The sequence below is a fragment of the Rhodococcus sp. MTM3W5.2 genome (assembly GCF_001984015.1).
In the GTDB taxonomy this organism is placed as follows: domain Bacteria; phylum Actinomycetota; class Actinomycetes; order Mycobacteriales; family Mycobacteriaceae; genus Rhodococcus_G; species Rhodococcus_G oryzae.
Genome location: NZ_CP019572.1, coordinates 330826 through 348018 on the forward strand (window position 1 = coordinate 330826; position 17193 = coordinate 348018).

Consider the following 17193-nt stretch of genomic DNA (forward strand, 5'->3'; position numbering starts at 1 on the left):
CTGCGAACCGGCCGCGATGTCGAGACCCTCTGAACGAGCACGGATGTCCGAAACCGAGCCCACCCGACCGGGCGCACGTAACCAGATCCGATCACCGACTCTCCCTGACCCCCGACGGGGGTCCGACGAAAGCTGAGCTCATACATGAACAAGCAGACCAAGGGCGCCATCGCCGCCGGCGCGGCCGCACTCCTCCTCGCAGGTGGCGCGGGCACCATGGCCGCATGGAACTCCTCGCAGACTGTCGGTGGCGGCGCCGTGAACTCCGGCACCTTGTCGCTGACGCAGACGGGTTCTACGGGATGGACCGAAGGCAACGGCACCGCCATCGCCGACATCTCCCAGTTCAAGGCCGTGCCCGGCGACGTCGTCGTCTACAACGCCAGCTTCAACGTCGGCGCGAAGGGTAAGAACCTGCACGCGACCCTGACGGCCGACCCCGCCACGATCACCGGTGGCGCCGAGCTCCTCGCGGCTCTGGGGCAGGAGACCGTCGCGACCATCGGCGGCGCACCGCTGGCCGGTGGGGCCATCACCGAGGCCAACGACAACAGCACGGTTGACGTGAAGGTGAAGTTCACCTTCAACAACGCCACCACCGGCACCACCGCACAGGGGCAGAGCGTCAACCTGTCGAACTTCGCCGTCAAGCTGCAGCAGAACTAGCTCGAATCCGCCTGGCCGTCATCCGGCGAGCACCCGCAGGCATCGGTAGTCGGCCCGGCCCGATCCCGGGCCGACGACCGATGCGGGGATCGCGGGTCGGGTGATCAATCGCTTCCCGCGTCGGCATCGCCACGCACACATCGACTTTCGGCGCCGCGGCGCCCCGTAGGACTGAGCAGGAAAGGCACATCAATGTCTCGTCAAGAGGTTTCGAGTTCGGTGTCGGGGCTGGGCGCCCGGGCGCGTTCTGTGATGTCGGGGCGAAAGCCGCGGGCGATTGCGTCGTTGGGGATCGTGCTGGGTCTCGGAGCGATCGGGACGCTGGCGGCATGGAGTGACACGGCGACGGCGACCTCCGGTGTGTTCAGCACGGGTTCGATCGATCTGCAGCTCAACGGGGATTCCGGGTCGACTGTCGGGTTCACGACCCTGACCAAGACCGGGATGATGCCGGGCAACAGTGTGGCGGCGACGCTGCCGGTGAAGAACAACGGTTCGGGCCCGTTCTCGTACACGATGGCGGCGTCGTCGACGTCCTCGGCGTTGGCGCAGTACCTGAAGGTGACGGTGTCCACCGGGACGTCGAACGGTACGGCGTGCAGCGGTGGCACGGTGATCGCGAACAGCATCGCCCTGGTGTCGGGCGGATCGGCCAACCTGATCGGGACGGGTCGTTCGCTGGCCAACGGCGTGAGCGAGACCCTCTGCTTCCAGGTGGTGTTGGACTCGACGGCGCCGACGGCCGCGCAGAACCAGACGGTCAACACCTCGTTCAACTTCAACGCGACGACGGCCTGAGCGCGCCATGACCGACCACCAGAATCCAGTGGATTCCACGAGTTCTCGCTCCGGGCGTGACATCGCCCTGAATGTGGGCGCCATCGCGGGCCTGATCTGCGTCCTGGCCGCCGCGGCGTCGTTCTTCTTCGGCATCAAGCCGCTGATCTTCCGCTCCGGGTCGATGTCTCCCGAGATCTCCACCGGGGCCCTCGCGCTCTCGAAGCCCGTGCCGGCCTCCGAGCTGAGCGTCGGCGACATCGTCAGCGTCCAGAACGAGCAGGGCACGCGGATCACCCACCGCGTGCACGAGATCGTCTCCGCCGACGGCGACAGCTCCGTGCTGATCCTCAAGGGCGACGCGAACCAGGACGCCGACATCTCCCCGTACACGGTCACCGAGGCCGATCGGGTGTTCTTCAGCCTTCCCGGACTGGGATACGTGGTGGCCTGGCTGTCCTCGCCGATCGCGATCTTCCTCGGCGGCGCCTTTGTCGGCGGCCTGATGGTCATCGCTTTCCGTCCCACCTCGGGCCGCAAGGGCGATGACAATGGGGATGCCGGAACCGGTGGCGCCCCGGCCGAACAGGACCAGACAGTGTCGATGCAGGATCAGGTGATGTCGCAGCCGAGCCAGGACGCGGCGGCCGGAACCGACGCTCCGACACAGCGTTTCGCGGTGCCGGCTCGGTCGCTGATGGCCCTCGGTGCGGCGTCGTTGGCGGTGCTCGGCATGACGCAGGTCGCCGGCACCAGCGCCGCGTGGACCAAGACGTCCGCCGCGACAAGCTCGTTCGGATCGGCGATCGACTTCCTGCCCGCTCCGAAGTGGCTGGGCTGCGAGAGCAACAGCAGCTACGTCCGAATGAAGTGGGAGCATCTCGGGCCTGGCTACACGTACGACATCAAGCTTTATGACGCCTGGGGTGGCAGCTGGAATCCCACGATTCCGCCGAACAAGGGTGACCAGGTCTACATCGATGTGAACGCCTACAACAACGTCTACGAGACGGCCTCGTCGTCCCGTATCGAGGTGAAAGCGGTGCGGAACGGGCAGGTCGGAACCGGCATGGTCGGCGAGAAGATCTGGGCCTTCACGCTCTGGAACATCAAGTGCGACGGCAAGATCTCCAGCGGATCCCAGGCGCTGATGGCTCCCGGTGGGGCCGAGGCGATGATGGCCCGAGCGGCTGCGCCTGAGTCCACGACGACCGCGCCGTCCACGACGTCTGCGCCGCCGTCCACGACGACGACCGCGCCGTCCACGACGTCTGCGCCGCCGTCCACGACGACGACCACGACGACCGCGCCGACCACGACGACTGCGCCGCCGTCCACGACGACGACCGCGCCGACCACGACGACTGCACCGTCGACCACGACGACCGTGCCGACGACCACCACGACCACCACGACGACCGCGCCGCCGACCACGACGACGACCGAGCCCCCGCCGCGGCGGAGGCCGTTGTGGCACAGGAGTCCTCGCCGACGCTCGGCGGTCTGACTCTGAGCAATCCGTCGCCGTCGGGAACGTACAAGGCCGGAGTGTCCGGTTCGAACGCGGTGGTGACCGATGCCTCGGGTGCCGAGGTGTTCAGCACCCCGGCGGGTGCGAACGCGATGGTGAAGTGGCAGGACGGGGCCGACCGGCTGTGGATCATCGACGCCGACGCGCTGTACGTGGTTGATGGTTCGTCGGGCTGGAAGAAGACGAAGGTCGACCCGAAGACCGGTGACGTGCCGGCCGCGATCGCGGAACTCGTCAAGTAGCAGCCCGCTTCGGCGCCGAATTATCCAACCCCGACGGGGTTCCGACGAAAGCTGATCATCAGATGAACAACAAGATGAAGGGCGCGATCGCGGCTGGGGCCGCGACCGTCCTGCTGGCCGGCGGTGCAGGCACCTTGGCGGCGTGGAACTCGGGTGCCAGCATCGGCGGCGGTGGGGTGGGTGCCGGTGCGCTCGCCCTCACGCAGAGCGGCGCGCCGAACTGGAAAGACCAGAACGGCGCCGTCTCCATCACCGGTTTCCGGGCGGTGCCGGGTGACGTCGTCACCTATACCGCGAGCTTTACGGTGACCGCACAGGGCACCAACCTTCGGGCGAACCTCGCCGTCGACGGCGCCACCATCACCGGCGACCCGGCGCTCAAGGCCGCGATGACGACCGCCGTCACCGCGACCGTCAACGGGGCACCGCTCCCGTCGGGCGCTGGGGGTGCCGTGATCACGCCCGCGCAGAACGGAAAGGTTGTCGACGTGAAGGTGACCTTCAACTTCGCGCAGGGAACCCGGGCGTCACGGCGCAGACCGCCCAGATCGATCTGTCCAACTTCAACGTCACTCTGAAGCAGGTGTAGGCACCATGTCGAACAAGACTCGTTGGTTGGCGATCGGTGGCGCCGCGGTCGTCGGAGTGGCGCTGATGTCGGCCCAGCAGACCGGCGCGCTGTGGAGCAAGTCCGTGGCCGTCGATGCAGGCGCGATCCACGCGGGCATCCTGGATCTGTCTGTGGGACAGGGCGGCACCACGAACTACCCCTTCTCTGCGCTGGCGGGGGCGAACCTGATGCCAGGGGCGTATGCCCAGGCGCCGGTGACCATCTACAACTCGGGCAACGTGCTGATGAAGTACCGGCTGCAGAATGCCGCGCAGTCCAATGCCGCTGTGCCGCTGGAGCTGACGGTCTCGATGGTGGGCTCCGAGTCCGCGTGTCCCGCGCAGGGTGACCCTGCAGGCGCGACGCAGCTCTACGCCGGCGCGATGATCGGTGCGCAGGCCCCGGCCGCGCCGGAGTGGCGCACGGTGCAGCCGGGCGCGAGTGAAGTGCTGTGCCTGCGGGGCACGGTGGGGGCCGCGGCGGCGCCGAGCGCAAGCACCACCGCGACGTTCACGTTCGCGGCCGAATCCCGATGAGCCACGCGGTGCAGGACGCCGGTCCGGACACCAGTGCGTGGGGTTGGGTCAAGAGCATCGTCTCGTGGCTGCTGCTCTTGGTGCTGGTGGCGATCCTCGCGCTGACGATCGTCATCCCGCGGCTCACCGGGTCGACGCCCTACACCGTGCTCACGGGCTCGATGGTGCCCACCTATCCGCCCGGAACCCTGATCGTGGTGAAGCCCCAGGATCCGGCAGCGCTGATCGCGGGTGACGCGATCACATTCCAGAAGGAATCGGGAAAGCCCGAGGTGGTCACCCATCGCATCACCATGGTGCGCAAGAACTCGCAGGGCGAGACCACCTTCGTCACCCAGGGTGACGCGAACCCATCGCCGGACACCAATCCGGTTGTTCCCGAGCAGGTTCGAGGCAAGGTCTGGTACAGCGTGCCCTACATGGGATACGTCAACAGCCTGATCACCGGCAAGCAGCGGGCGCTGATGATCACGGTTGTGGTCGGTGGGCTGTTCCTCTACGCCGGGTGGATGTTCGTCGGCGCGTTCCGGGAACGGTCGCGCGACAAGTCCAAGCCCACCGACGACTTCAAGCCCGCTGACGCCTAAACCGAACCCGCTCACCGTTCCGCCGATGTGCCGCAGGGCGCGAAGACCGACAGCGCAGGGCACCGCGCCGGCGCCTCCCGTTTCTGGGTGGTGTCGGGCGGTGCCCTGTGGTTTCGCTGTTAGGCGGCGAAGGTGAGTTGGTTGCGCCGGTTGTGTGCCGGCAGTGGTTTTCGTTGGGGGTCGATCCAGGCGGGTGGGGTGAACCAGGGGTGGCCGTCGTCTTTGCTGATGTGAACGGTCCAGTCGCCGCGGTGGATGGTGGTGTGGTGGAAGCGGCAGAGCAGTACCAGGTTTGACAGGTTGGTGGGTCCGCCGTTCGACCAGTGGATTATGTGGTGGCCTTCGGTCCAGGCGGCGGGTCGTCCGCAGCCGGGGAAGGCGCAGCCGCAGTCTCGCGCGGCCAGGGCGCGGCGGAGTTTGCGGGGGATCAGGCGGGTGGTGCGTCCGACGTCGATGGGGTTGCCGTCGGAGTCCATGGTGATGGGGGTGATGTCGGCGTCGCAGGAGATTCGGGCGGCGAGGTCGAGCGAGATCGGCCCCAACCAGGGCATCCAGGCCGGTCCGCGCCGGCGCCCCTTGTGGTGGTGGCGGCGAGGTCGTCGGCGTCGACGAAGACGTTGATGTGCGGTCGTTCGCCACCCTCGATGGACGCCTGCCCGGAGTCCAGATATGAGCGGACGATGTGGGTGAGGGCGTCGGCTCGGCGTTGGGCTGGGGTGCGTTGGTCTTTGCTGTGTTGTCCGTCGCGGTTGTCGGCTCCGGGGCGCGGCTTGGACAGTGCCGAGAGTGCTGTGAGGAGGGCTTCGCCGGAGGCGGCGTCGAGGTGTCCTTTGAGGTGGACGCGGCCGCCGAGTCCGGGTGAGGCGTGGAATTCGTTGAGTTCGGTGTTCTCGGAGTCGGGGTTCTTCTTGTCCCCGTTGAGGATCAGCTCGAGTGCCTTCGCGCGCCGGGCGAGGGTGGTGGAGTCTTCGGTGCGGGCGGCGTAGAGGAGGTAGCGGGCGCAGGCCTCGGTTCGGGTGGCGTCGGTTCCGACGATGTCGAACACATTCTCGCCGTCGCCGTCGCCGTCGCCGTCGCCGTCGCCGTCGCCGTCGCCGTCACCGGAAGCGTCGCTGTCGGTCTCGGTTGCGGCGTTGTCGTCGGAGCGGGCCGGGGCATCAGGGTCGGGCACCTTGTTCAGGAGTTCGACGATCACCCGGATCTGGTCGTAATCGGTGTCGCCGGCGTCGAATGCGGCGGCGACCTCCGGATGATTGGCCAGTTCCCGCCCGAGTTTGACGATCTTGTTCGCCTGGCCGGGGGTCATGGTGGCCGCGCCGGCGAGCCAGTTGCCGGGGGAGGAGGCCCCGACCTGTTCGGCCACGCACCGCTGATCGACCTGGTGCATCAGACGCACCCGCAGCGCCTCGAGCTGCCGCATCCGCAACGAAAGCTCGGGAATCAACCTGAGGAGTTCGGCCTCCGCGAGCTGCCACGCGGCCACATCCGGTGGCGCGGTGAGCATCTCGTCGAGATCCATGTTCGAAGCTTACTCGCACATATGTTCGATTACAAGGCCGCGTTGATTGACCCCGCGGAGATCCTCGCAATCGATCAACCCCAGACGCTGATCCCGACCGTGACTGCCGAACCGGGTAGCTTCGGCTCGTGGTTTCTGTCCCAGACGCGTACTCCGGTCGTCCCCTTCGGCTCCCCGCGCCCCCGACCGTGGAAAACATGCCCCTTATCGCGCATGCATGCTCGGACTCCGTTCGCGCCAACACCGGACACAACCTTCCCTTCACGATCGCATCGACCCGCGACATCGACATGTACCTCGGGGAGATTCGTGATCAAGAGGGCGGAAGCAACGACCTCGCAGAGCTCGTCTTCAAGTTCGGCAGCTACCTCGGCGAACTCCTGGTTCGCCACGCTGGAGCGCGATGGGTTGAGCCGCCCGCCGAACTCGGTGGTTGGCCCGGTGTCGAACTCCCCGGCGGAACATTCGGAGACCCCATCGGCAAAGCGTTCAAGCGTGTGGACAACGGCCCAGAGGACAGCGTGGTGTCCTTCATTGACGTGACGATGGAACTGGCTCGGGGTACTCCGAAGCGGCGCTGGTTCAAGAAGGACAAATAGCCTGGATTGATCACAAAACGCCCCCACCGTGGCGGTGAGGGGCGTTTTGCGGTGAAGCCCTGGGGCTCGGCCGATTACGAGCCGAAGATGCTGCCCAAATCGCCGAGCGAGCCGGAGGAGGATCCGGCGGAGCCGGCGCCCGGCTCGACCGGGGTGGTGGTGACGGTGACGGTGAGGACCTCGGAGGTGGAGACGATGAAGCCGTCGGCACCGTTGTAGACGGCGGTGATGCTGTGCGCGCCTGCGGTGGTGAGGATCTGCGTACGCTTCGCGACGCCGTTGGTCAGCGGCACCGGCTGACCGATGCTGGCGCCGTTGTCCTTGAACTGGACGGTGCCCGTGGCGCCGGCAGGGGCCACGGTCGCGGTCAGCTCGAAGGCGGTGGTGGAGTTGGCGGTGGCCGGTCCGGTCAGCGTGGTGGTGGTTGCGACCGCGGCGGCGTCCTGCTCGAAGTCGAGCGCGAAGTCCGGGTTGACCGACTGGTTCTGGGACTCGTTGCCTGCATCGGCGGGCATGCCGACCACCAGCATCACCTTGGCGGTCTGCCCGGCGCCGAGGTGGGTCGACTGGAGCTCGGTGCCCGGCGCGGCCAGGTTGTTGGTGAGGTCCACGATGGCGCCCGAGGCGTCGTTGACCTCCACGCGCACGTACGCCTGCATGTCCGGAGCGGTCTTCGTCCAGTTCCCGAGGTACACCTGCAGGGTGCCGCCCTGGCTGGTCGGGTTCTTGGCGTAGAACGTGGTGGTGAGTTCTCCGCCGGGGATCAGCTCGCCCTGGAAGTCGGGGATCTGGGACATGTCGCCCCAGACCGAGTTGTCCGCGGAGTACTGAAGGGAAGCGGGGTCGGCCTGCGCGGCCGCGGGCAGCACCAGTGCACCGAACGCTGCCAGGAACAGTGCAAGAATCGCGCCGCCAAAGGCAGTGGTCAGCCGCTTGCGGCCGCCGGGTGCGCTGATGGTTGTCTTCATGGCGCGGAGCCTAATCGGGCGAGTGACCCAAGCGTTCAGTTTCGGTTAAACAATCTTGTCGGCTGAACGCAGGACAATTGTGCACGCTGTGTCGTCCCCGGCGGGGTGAAATGCGCACGTGTGCCGAGGGCGTGTTCGGGGGAGTAAGGTATCGGGGTCCGAAAGAGTCGAGGGAAGAGGAGGTGTGGCTTGCCGTGAAGAGCCAACCTCCGAGTACCTACCGAAGTCGCCGTTAGCCCCGTCGGGCACCCCTGCCCCACATCAGGCGACTTCTCCGATCACACCCGCGCCGCTCCAATCCGCGGCACGCGCCAGTGCATCCGACTCATGCGAAAGCCGCCCTCATGCGTGAAAAGCGACCCTTCCGTCCGCTGCTTCCCAGCCGATCCGCCAACCCCTCGAGCGATCTGATCGTCCCCGAGCACTCGATGGCTCCGCACCCGACACCGCCCACCCCGGCGGTGGTGCCGGTGGAGGCAAGCGTGGTCAACAGTGCGGTCTACCGCGACGGCGCCCGGATCGAGACGCCCGCCAGCCTGGCCGAGGCACTGCGCAGCCTGCCGGACGAGTCGTCCATGGCGTGGATCGGGATGTACCGGCCGGACGAGGAGCAGCTGCAGGCCGCAGCCAAGCAGTTCGGGCTGCACGAGCTGGCGGTCGAGGACGCCATCGTCGCGCATCAGCGACCCAAGCTCGAGCGCTACGGTGACACGCTGTTCGTGGTGCTGCGGGCCGCCCGCTACCTGGACGAGACCGAGCGGGTCGACTTCGGCGAGCTGCACGTCTTCTGTGGTCCGACGTTCGTGATCACGGTGCGGCACAGCGAATCCCCTGACCTGTCCGCGGTGCGCAGACGAATGGAGAACGACCCGGAGCTGCTCAAGCTCGGTCCGGAGGCGGTGCTCTACGCGATCCTGGACGCGGTGGTCGACGGGTACGCCCCGGTTGTCGCCGGACTACAGAACGACATCGACGAGATCGAGACCGAGGTCTTCAGCGGTGACCCGAAGGTGTCGCGGCGCATCTACGAACTCTCCCGCGAGGTCATCGAGTTCCAGCGCGCCACCAAGCCGCTGCTCGACATGCTGCGTGGGCTGTCCGCGGGTTTCGAGAAGTACAACACCGACGAGGAACTGCAGAAGTACCTGCGCGACGTCACCGACCACGCCACCACGGTGGTCGAGCGGGCGGACGGGTTCCGGCAGCTGCTCGGCAACATCCTCACGGTGAACGCGACCCTGGTGTCGCAGACCCAGAACGAGGAGATGTCGGCGCTCACCCAGGCCAGTTACGCACAGAACGAGGAGATCAAGAAGGTCTCCGCGTGGGCGGCAATTCTGTTCGCCCCCACACTGATCGGCACCGTCTACGGCATGAACTTCGACAGCATGCCGGAACTGCACTGGGTGGGCGGTTACCCGATGGCGCTGCTGATGATGGCGCTCACGTGTATCACCCTGTACACGATCTTCAAACGCCGCGGCTGGCTGTAGGGAGCGGCTACAGGTCGTCCGTGCAGACGGCGAACCTGCGCTCGTCGTAGACGAATCCGCTAGGGGTGGAGCACTTCTCGACGTCCGTGACGTCGGTGATGATCTCCGCCACCCGGACGCCCTCGCGGGTGGGGGTCGCACAGTCGATGTGGATGGGCTGATCGTCGGCCAGATCCATGCATCCGCCGACCACCCAGTCGATGTCGAGGCAGAGTGCGCCCTGCTCGTCGCCCATCAGGGTCTCGTAGTAGTACGAATCGGCATCGCTCACGCACTGCGCGTTGGTCGGCGCCTTCCCGATCACCTTGTAGTTCGCCGGGGCGCTGCCGCATGGGGCCTTCGCCACGTTCGCATCGTCGACCGTGCCGGTCAGCTCGACGCACTCGCCGATCTCGACGTCGATCTCCACGGTGCCCCCTGCGTCCGCTTCCGGTACCTCAGGCAACAGGGTGTCGGCCACGACGCCGCCTGCTTCGGGCACCGCCCGGCCGGTGATGTCGCTGCCGCAGGCGCCGAGCGTGAGGGCAGCGAGCATCAGGCTCGCGGCGGCGAGTCCACGCTGGAGGCGGTTGAGCGTCATAGTGCAATTGAATCACCCGGCTCCGGCCCGGCCGCCGCTCGTCCCGTCCGCACCGGGAAACCCCTCCCGTCGACGGCGGGGCCGCCATACGCTGGTCGGGGAGTTTCCGTCACCGACGAGTGAGGAAGACCGATGAGCGATCACGTCTACAGCGTCACCGAGGTCGTGGGTTCCTCGAGCAAGGGGATCGACGACGCCATCGCGCAGGCGGTGGCCCGGGCGAGTTCGACCGTCCGCAATCTCGAGTGGTTCGAGGTGGTGGGCACCAGGGGGCACATCCAGGACGGCGCCATCGGGCACGTCCAGGTGACCCTCAAACTGGGGTTCCGGCTCGACGCCGAATGAGCGCGTTCCCACGCGCCGACCGATGAGTTCCTGCTCCCCGCGGGGTCATAGTTACGGCAATGCCGTTGACGACGATGCAGAGGGAGGCCGGCGGTGGCGGGCTATGTGCGGCTGGGGGACCTGAACACCTGGTACGACGAGCACGGTGAGGGCGAGCCGCTCGTCTTGCTGCACCCGGGCGGCGTCGACGCGCGCGCCTTCGGCCCGAACATCGACGGGTTGGCCCGCCGGTTTCGGCTGTTCACCCCCGAGCGTCGCGGTCACGGACACACGCCGGACGCGCCCGGCCCCATCACCTACGACCTGATGGCCCGGGACACCATCGCGTTCCTCGAATCGGTCCCACGCGCGCCTGTCCACCTGCTCGGCTGCAGTGACGGCGCCACCGTGGCCCTGCTGGTAGCACTCCGCAGGCCCGATCTGGTCCGGCGGCTGGTCTGCGTCGCGGGCGTCTTTCACAGGGATGGCTGGGAACCGGGGGTCGTGGATGCGGACCAGCCGCCGCCCGCCTTCCTCGCGGACATGTACGCCGAGGTGTCACCGGACGGTGCCGGGCACCACCCGGTCGTGGCCGCGAAGCTGAACCGGATGCACCTCGAGGAGCCGACGCTGACCGTGGACGACCTGCGACGGGCCACCGGCCGGACGCTCGTGATGGTCGGTGACGACGACGAGGTGACCCTCGAGCACGCGCTCGCGCTGTACCGCGGCCTGCCGAATGCCGAGCTCGCGGTGGTACCGGGTACCTCGCACGGCCTGCTGGTGGAGAAGCCCGAACTCTGCAACCGGATCATCCTGGACTTCTTGACCACCGAACCGGTGCCGACGATGGCGCCGATCCGACGGGCGCGCGGCGCGTGACCGCGCCTGTTGGAGGATCGGCAGCGGCAAGGGCGCGTTCCCTCGCCAATACCGGCCCGGTGCGCAAGTATGGGTGCGTGGAGCTGCCGCTGACACCGCCCCTGCAACCGATGCTGGCGAAGGCCGCGCCTGCGGTCCCGACTCAGCCCGACGGCGAGGAGCCGGTGTGGTCGTACGAGCCGAAGTGGGACGGATTCCGCGCCATCGTCTTTCGTGACGGTGACGAGGTGGTCCTGAGCTCCCGGAGCGGAAAGGACCTGGGCCGCTACTTTCCCGAGATGATCGCGGCGGTTCGGGCCGAACTGCCCGTCCGGTGTGTGCTCGACGGTGAGCTGGTGGTGCCGCGCGAGATCGACGGCCGCACCCGGCTGGACTGGGAGGCGTTGTCGGAGCGGATCCACCCTGCCGAGAGCCGGGTCACCCTGCTGGCCGAGCAGACTCCGTCGCAGCTGATCGGGTTCGACATGCTCGCGCTGGGGGACGAGGACCTGACGAAGCGGCCGTTCGGCGAGCGTCGCGACATCCTGCTCGACTACGTCGGCGGCGGCCCGTCCTGCCACGTCACCACCGCCACCACCGACGCCGCGCTCGCCCAGGAGTGGTTCCACGCCTTCGAGGGCGCCGGGCTCGACGGTGTGGTCGCGAAGAAGCTTGCGGGGCACTATCTTCCGAACAAGCGCGAGATGATCAAGGTCAAGCACGCACGGACCGCGGACTGCGTGGTGATCGGCTACCGGCCGCACAAGAGCCAGCCGGGTATCGGATCCATGCTGCTGGGCCTCTACAACGGCGACGAGCTGCACATGATCGGCGGGGCCTCCGCGTTCACCGCGGCCAAGCGGATCGAGATGCTCGAGTTGCTGCAGCCCTACCGCGAGGGTGAGGACGTGGTGTACGACGGCGAGGCCAGCCGGTGGTCGGCGGGCAAGGATCGCCAGTGGGTGCCGCTGCGTCCGGAGTTGGTGGTGGAGGTCGCGTACGACCAGATGGAGGGGGACCGGCTGCGGCACGCCGCGCGGTTCTTGCGCTGGCGGCCCGACCGCGAGGCGCGTGAATGCACCTACGAGCAACTGGAGGTCCCGGTGCGCTACGACCTGAGCGATGTGTTGGCGGGGGAGGACTGATGGCAGTGGCCGCCGATGGAGCGGAGCGACCGACGAGAAAGAAGGCTCCGGCACTGGAGCTCGACGTGGACGGCATCGCCGTCCGGCTCTCGAGTCCCGACAAGATCTACTTCCCGCAGCTCGGCGCCGACGGCGGCAGCAAGCGTGACCTGGTCGAGTACTACCGGACCATGGCCCTCTTCGACGAGGGTCGGTCCGGGATCATGACCGCCCTGCGGGACCGGCCCACCCACCTACAGCGCTTCCCGGACGGCATCGAGGGCGAGGAGATCTACCAGAAGCGACTGCCCGCCAAGCGCCCCGAGTACCTGGACACCTGCACGGTCACCAACCCCAACGGCCGCACGGCCGACGCGCTGCGGGTGCGGCACGCCGCCGACATCGTCTGGGCGGCGCAGATGGGCAACGTCACCTTCCATCCGTGGCCGGTGCGGTGTACCGACCCGGACCGGCCCGACGAGCTGCGCATCGACCTGGATCCGCAGCCGGGCACCGGGTTCGAGGAGGCTAGGGCGGTCGCGGTGGACATCGTCGCACCGCTGCTCGACGAGCTGGGGCTGGTCGGGTTCCCGAAGACCTCCGGCGGCCGCGGGATCCACGTCTACGTCCGGATCGAACCGCGCTGGGACTTCATCGAGGTGCGTCGCGCGGCCATCGCGATGGCCAGGGAGATCGAGCGCCGCGACCCGACGCGCGTGACCACCGCGTGGTGGAAAGAGGAACGCGGCGAACGGATCTTCATCGACTTCAACCAAACGGCCAGGGACAAGACGGTGGCGTCGGCCTACTCGGTCCGCAAGACCCCGCGTGCGACGGTATCGACCCCTGTCACCTGGGCGGAACTGCCGGACGTCGAGCCGGACGACTTCACCATCGCCACCGTGCCCGAGTTGGTGGCCAGGCGCGGCGACCCGGCCGCCCGGATCGACGACGTCGCGTACTCGCTGGACGCGCTGCTGGAAATGGCAGAGCGGGACGCGGCGAACGGGTTGGGCGACATGCCGTATCCGCCGCAGTACCCGAAGATGCCGGGCGAACCGAAGCGAGTGCAGCCGAGCAAGGACAGGGACAGGAAATAGTGTCACGCCTGCGCCGCGAGGATCCGGCGTGAATCGTCGAGAGACTTCGAGCTCGAGGTACTAGGCTCCGAATCAGCTGTTCAGGCACGCACGAGCATCGGAGGATGCGATGACGGAGAACCCTATCGTTGACAGCAACGAGGCAATGCTGCAGATCGGCAAGGACATCTGGTGGCTGCTGCTGATCCGCGGCATCTTCGCCGTCATCTTCGGCATCGTTGCGTTGGTCTGGCCGGGCGTCACCGTGTGGGCGATGGTGGTCGTGTTCGGCGTGTACGCGATCGTCGACGGCCTCGTCGAGGTGGTCCGGTCGATCCAGGCGCGCAAGATCGTCACCGGTTGGGTGTGGTGGCTGATCGGCGGCATCGTGTCCGTGCTCGCCGGAATCGTGGCCTTCGCGTGGCCCGAGGTCACCGTGCTGGTGGCCGTGTACGTGATCGGATTCTGGGCGATCCTGGTCGGCATCCTCGAGATCATGGGCTCGTTCAAGGTGAAATCCGTTGGCGGACAGTGGGTGTGGCTCCTGATCGCGGGCATCCTCGCGGTCCTGTTCGGGTTGCTGCTGGTCATCTTCCCGGTCGAGGGCGTCAGTAGCCTCGTCTGGCTGGTCGGCTTCTTCGCCATCATCTTCGGAATCGTGTTCGTGGCCGGGGCATTCCAGCTCCGCTCCGCAGCCAAGCGCGCGGGAGTGGTCTGACCGGCATGAGTAGGCGAGGCGGTCACTCCCGCCCGCCCGCGGGCGGCGGGAGCGCACCGACCGAGATGCACGTCGACGCGCAATTCCTGCCGTTGGCCGATCGGTTCTTCGCGATGTACCGGCATCCGAAGAACGGCGGCGGAGCCCTGACCGCCTACGTGAACGGCGAACTGGTGCTCGACATCTGGGCAGGTTGGGCGGACCGCGACCGACGCTGGCGGCGCGACAACGTCGCCTTGTCCTTCTCCACGGGCAAGGGTGTGGCCAGCACGGTGCTACACCGGCTGGCCGACCGAGGTGTCGTCGACTACGACGAACCGGTGGCGACCTACTGGCCGGAGTTCGCCTCGGCGGGCAAGGAACGGATCACGATCCGGGACATGCTCACCCACCGGGCGGGCCTGCACCGGATCCGGGGCCTGGTCCCGGGCAAGACCGGGCTCCTCGACTACGACCGTGTGGTCGCCGCGCTCGCCGCGGCGCGGCCGGACCCGCGCCGGCTCAGCGGTCCGGGGTACCACGCGGTCACGTACGGATGGATCGTCGCGGAGACGGTGGCGCGGGCGACCGGACGCAGCTTCACCGATGTGGTGCGCACCGAGATCGCGGAGCCGCTCGGCGTCGAGGAGTTCTGGTACCGGGTGCCGCCCGAGCAGCGGCACCGGATCGCGAAGCTGTTCCCGCACCTCAGCCCCGGCGCGGTGTCCTGGGGCGCGGCCTCCTCGGTGATGACGCGGCTGCGCCCGTTCAACGGTCTCGCTGAGGCCGGCATGCCGGAGGGGTTCGACGAGCTGGTCCGCGACCCGATTGTGCACGACGCGGTGATGCCGGGCTGGAACGGCGTGTTCACCTCGCGTGCACTCGCGAAGATGTATGCGGCGATCGCGAACGACGGCGTCATCGACGGTAGGCGCTTCCTCTCCTCCGACACCATCGAGCGGATGGGCGAGGTGCAGACCTTCGGGCGCGACTATGTCCTCGGGGCCCGGGTGAACTGGCGGCTCGGCTATCACCCGGTGTTCGTCGCGAACCGGGCCCAGCCAAGGGCCGCGTTCGGCCATTACGGGGTCGGGGGGTCGGGGGCGTACGCGGACCCGGAGACCGGCCTCGCGCTCGGTTTCGTCACCAATCGGATGGGCAATGCGCTGACCGCGCTCGGCGACCTGCGCTTGGCCCGGCTCGGCGCGGTGGCGCAGAAAACGGTGCGTGGGCACTAGTACCCGGCCGGGCCGCTGGTGCGGTGGTCCGCCGGCTGAGAGGCGTATCACCTACCGGGGTCCGCACCGGCGCGACCTGGGCCGGAGCCGTCGGACCAGGCCGTCTGCGCGGAGTGCCTCCTGGCCAATGGCGAACCTGTTGTGTCTACTGGAATCGGCGACGCCTGCGAAGGCGGGATACGCCGAGCTCTTCTGCAGTCGGATGATGGGACGTGAATGCGCAAGATCGAGACCGGGACCACAAGTCGTCGGCGCTGGACGAATCGGGTCGCCACGACCCTGATCGGTGCCGCGGCCGCAGGCATGGCGCTGGTCGTTCCCGCGCAGGCGGTACCGCTGTTTCCCGGTGGTCCCGACATCGCGCTGCCCACCCTGCCGACACTGCCCGGACTGCCTGCGCCCGCGGCGCCCCTCGCGCCGCTGCCTCCTGTGGAGCCGCAGGTCGGGCCCGCCAACTTCTCCGCGCCCAGCCTGAACCCGTCGGAGGGCGAGGTGGTCGGCGTCGCGCAGCCCATCATCATCCGGTTCGACGAGGCCATCGACGACCGCGCAACCGCGGAGCGGGCCATCAAGATCAGCAGCAGCCCGAAGGTCGACGGCTCCTTCTACTGGATCAACGACAGCCAGGTGCGCTGGCGGCCTGCCGAGTTCTGGCCGGCAGGTACCGACGTCGTGGTCGAGGCGGGCGGGGCGCGCTCGGCCTTCCACATCGGCGATGCGCTGGTGGCCACCGCCGACGACAACACCAAGCAGATCACCATCACCCGCAACGGTGAGGTGGTCAAGACCATGCCGACCTCGATGGGCAAGACCGGGCACGAGACCCCGAACGGCACCTACATCGTCGGCGAGCAGCTTCGCGACATGTACATGGACTCGTCGACCTACGGCGTCCCGATCGACGCGCCGGAGGGCTACCGCACCTACGTCGAGTACGCGACCCGCATCTCCAACAGCGGGATCTTCGTGCATGCCGCGCCGTGGTCGGTGAACCAGCAGGGCAGCACCAACACGAGCCATGGCTGCCTGAACGTGAGCACCGAGGACGGCAAGTGGTTCTTCGAGAACGCGAAGAAGGGCGACCCGGTGATCGTGGCGAACACCAGTGGCGGGACGCTCAACGGCTCCGACGGCCTGGGGGACTGGAACCGGTAGCGGAGTCTTCAACTGCGCGAGATGCGCGCACGATCACCCGGTGATCGTGCGCGCATCTTCCGTATGGCGCGGCTACAGATCGGGATTGGTGATACGGGCGACCGTCAGGTCGATGGACTCGATCGCGTCGATACGCGAGTAGCCCTCCTTGTTGAAGCTCTCCCACCCGGTCAGCAGGCACCACCACAGCATCCGGCGGATCCACCGGACCTTGAGCTCCGACGAGAAGGTGCCATCGGCCTGACCGCGTTCGATCAGGGCGAGCAGCGGCGCGTCGACCGCGCCGAGTCCCTCCCAGAACGCCGCGTTCGACAGTGCTTGCGGGTCGCCGAAGATGAGCGAGAGCAGGGGGCCGAGGTCGAAGCACTCGTGGCTCATCCGGCGCAGCGCCGCGTCCGCGGGGCCCTCGGTTGGCCGGGACCGCTCGAGTGCCAGGCGGAGCTTGTCGATGGCGTCCTCGCCGAGGGCGCGAACCAGATCGATGCGTTCCGGGTAGTAACGGTGCAGGGTGCTGCGACCCACCTCCGCCTCCGCCGCGATCTCGCTGAGGGGGCGGCCGAGTTCTTGCCGAGCACGTCGACGGCCGCGTCGAGGATGGCGCGACGGG

20 protein-coding genes and 1 pseudogene are annotated in these 17193 nt (G+C 67.8%); 16 read left to right on the forward strand and 5 right to left on the reverse strand.

What is annotated here, in order from left to right; translation table 11 throughout:
• Nucleotides 1–144: 144 nt before the first annotated feature.
• From BTZ20_RS01555 to BTZ20_RS01585, 7 genes are all read left to right on the forward strand, one after another.
• Complete coding sequence (locus BTZ20_RS01555) at nt 145–666, forward strand: alternate-type signal peptide domain-containing protein (RefSeq protein ID WP_077040135.1); 522 nt, start codon at nt 145–147, stop codon at nt 664–666.
• Nucleotides 667–918: 252 nt separating this feature from the next.
• The gene (locus BTZ20_RS01560) at nt 919–1464 is read left to right on the forward strand and encodes a SipW-dependent-type signal peptide-containing protein (protein WP_077040136.1); all 546 of its coding nucleotides are present in this window, start codon (nt 919–921) and stop codon (nt 1462–1464) included.
• Nucleotides 1465–1471: 7 nt separating this feature from the next.
• Nucleotides 1472–2950 (forward strand): signal peptidase I, encoded by a 1479-nt coding sequence (locus tag BTZ20_RS27050; protein ID WP_077040137.1) that lies wholly within the window; start codon nt 1472–1474, stop codon nt 2948–2950.
• Nucleotides 2914–3216, forward strand: a complete 303-nt coding sequence (locus BTZ20_RS01570) for a hypothetical protein (RefSeq protein ID WP_077040138.1) — start codon at nt 2914–2916, stop codon at nt 3214–3216. The genes BTZ20_RS27050 and BTZ20_RS01570 overlap by 37 nt, the downstream gene beginning before the upstream one ends.
• A 62-nt stretch (nt 3217–3278) precedes the next feature.
• Entirely contained in the window at nt 3279–3794 is a 516-nt protein-coding gene (locus tag BTZ20_RS01575) for an alternate-type signal peptide domain-containing protein (RefSeq protein WP_077040139.1), read from the forward strand.
• 16 nt (nt 3795–3810) lie between these two features.
• Nucleotides 3811–4362, forward strand: a complete 552-nt coding sequence (locus BTZ20_RS01580) for a hypothetical protein (protein WP_077040140.1) — start codon at nt 3811–3813, stop codon at nt 4360–4362.
• On the forward strand, nt 4359–4949 hold the full coding sequence (locus BTZ20_RS01585; RefSeq protein ID WP_077040141.1) for a signal peptidase I: 591 nt from the start codon (nt 4359–4361) through the stop codon (nt 4947–4949). Before BTZ20_RS01580 ends, BTZ20_RS01585 begins: the two co-directional genes overlap by 4 nt.
• Before the next feature lie 119 nt (nt 4950–5068).
• Here the strand turns inward: BTZ20_RS01585 and BTZ20_RS01590 are convergent, their stop codons facing one another.
• A complete protein-coding gene (locus tag BTZ20_RS01590; protein ID WP_189636655.1) occupies nt 5069–5425 on the reverse strand; it encodes an HNH endonuclease signature motif containing protein in 357 nt (118 codons plus the stop codon).
• A pseudogene (locus BTZ20_RS01595) lies at nt 5399–6468 on the reverse strand (DUF222 domain-containing protein); the annotation flags it as partial. The pseudogene BTZ20_RS01595 and the gene BTZ20_RS01590, both read right to left, overlap by 27 nt.
• Nucleotides 6469–6665: 197 nt before the next feature.
• On the opposite strand from BTZ20_RS01595, the gene BTZ20_RS01600 reads away from it, so the two are divergent.
• Nucleotides 6666–7067 (forward strand): hypothetical protein, encoded by a 402-nt coding sequence (locus tag BTZ20_RS01600; RefSeq protein ID WP_077040144.1) that lies wholly within the window; start codon nt 6666–6668, stop codon nt 7065–7067.
• Nucleotides 7068–7141: 74 nt separating this feature from the next.
• Here BTZ20_RS01600 and BTZ20_RS01605 read toward each other — a convergent pair whose 3' ends face one another.
• Nucleotides 7142–8035: an Ig-like domain-containing protein gene (locus BTZ20_RS01605; protein ID WP_077040145.1), complete on the reverse strand. Its 894-nt coding sequence runs from the start codon at nt 8033–8035 to the stop codon at nt 7142–7144.
• A 344-nt stretch (nt 8036–8379) separates the two neighbouring features.
• On the opposite strand from BTZ20_RS01605, the gene BTZ20_RS01610 reads away from it, so the two are divergent.
• Nucleotides 8380–9528: a magnesium and cobalt transport protein CorA gene (locus BTZ20_RS01610; protein WP_077040146.1), complete on the forward strand. Its 1149-nt coding sequence runs from the start codon at nt 8380–8382 to the stop codon at nt 9526–9528.
• Nucleotides 9529–9535: 7 nt separating this feature from the next.
• Here the strand turns inward: BTZ20_RS01610 and BTZ20_RS01615 are convergent, their stop codons facing one another.
• Complete coding sequence (locus tag BTZ20_RS01615) at nt 9536–10108, reverse strand: hypothetical protein (protein WP_077040147.1); 573 nt, start codon at nt 10106–10108, stop codon at nt 9536–9538.
• A gap of 132 nt (nt 10109–10240) precedes the next feature.
• Here BTZ20_RS01615 and BTZ20_RS01620 point away from each other — a divergent pair, with 132 nt between their 5' ends.
• The 7 genes from BTZ20_RS01620 to BTZ20_RS01650 all read left to right on the forward strand — a co-directional run bounded on the left by BTZ20_RS01620 (nt 10241) and on the right by BTZ20_RS01650 (nt 16586).
• Nucleotides 10241–10453, forward strand: a complete 213-nt coding sequence (locus BTZ20_RS01620) for a dodecin (RefSeq protein ID WP_077040148.1) — start codon at nt 10241–10243, stop codon at nt 10451–10453.
• A gap of 93 nt (nt 10454–10546) precedes the next feature.
• Nucleotides 10547–11314, forward strand: a complete 768-nt coding sequence (locus tag BTZ20_RS01625; RefSeq protein ID WP_083742454.1) for an alpha/beta fold hydrolase — start codon at nt 10547–10549, stop codon at nt 11312–11314.
• 77 nt (nt 11315–11391) lie between these two features.
• Nucleotides 11392–12438, forward strand: coding sequence for an ATP-dependent DNA ligase (locus BTZ20_RS01630; protein ID WP_077040149.1), 1047 nt, complete (start codon nt 11392–11394; stop codon nt 12436–12438).
• Entirely contained in the window at nt 12438–13517 is a 1080-nt protein-coding gene (locus BTZ20_RS01635) for a DNA polymerase domain-containing protein (protein ID WP_077040150.1), read from the forward strand. Before BTZ20_RS01630 ends, BTZ20_RS01635 begins: the two co-directional genes overlap by 1 nt.
• A 109-nt stretch (nt 13518–13626) precedes the next feature.
• Nucleotides 13627–14214 carry an HdeD family acid-resistance protein gene (locus BTZ20_RS01640; protein WP_077040151.1) on the forward strand — a complete coding sequence of 196 codons (588 nt, stop codon included), beginning with the start codon at nt 13627–13629 and terminating at the stop codon, nt 14212–14214.
• Nucleotides 14215–14219: 5 nt separating this feature from the next.
• Nucleotides 14220–15431 carry a serine hydrolase domain-containing protein gene (locus tag BTZ20_RS01645; RefSeq protein ID WP_077040152.1) on the forward strand — a complete coding sequence of 404 codons (1212 nt, stop codon included), beginning with the start codon at nt 14220–14222 and terminating at the stop codon, nt 15429–15431.
• Nucleotides 15432–15647: 216 nt separating this feature from the next.
• Complete coding sequence (locus BTZ20_RS01650; protein ID WP_077040153.1) at nt 15648–16586, forward strand: Ig-like domain-containing protein; 939 nt, start codon at nt 15648–15650, stop codon at nt 16584–16586.
• 72 nt (nt 16587–16658) lie between these two features.
• Here BTZ20_RS01650 and BTZ20_RS01655 read toward each other — a convergent pair whose 3' ends face one another.
• Entirely contained in the window at nt 16659–17108 is a 450-nt protein-coding gene (locus BTZ20_RS01655) for a TetR/AcrR family transcriptional regulator (RefSeq protein ID WP_083742455.1), read from the reverse strand.
• Nucleotides 17109–17193: the final 85 nt, after the last annotated feature.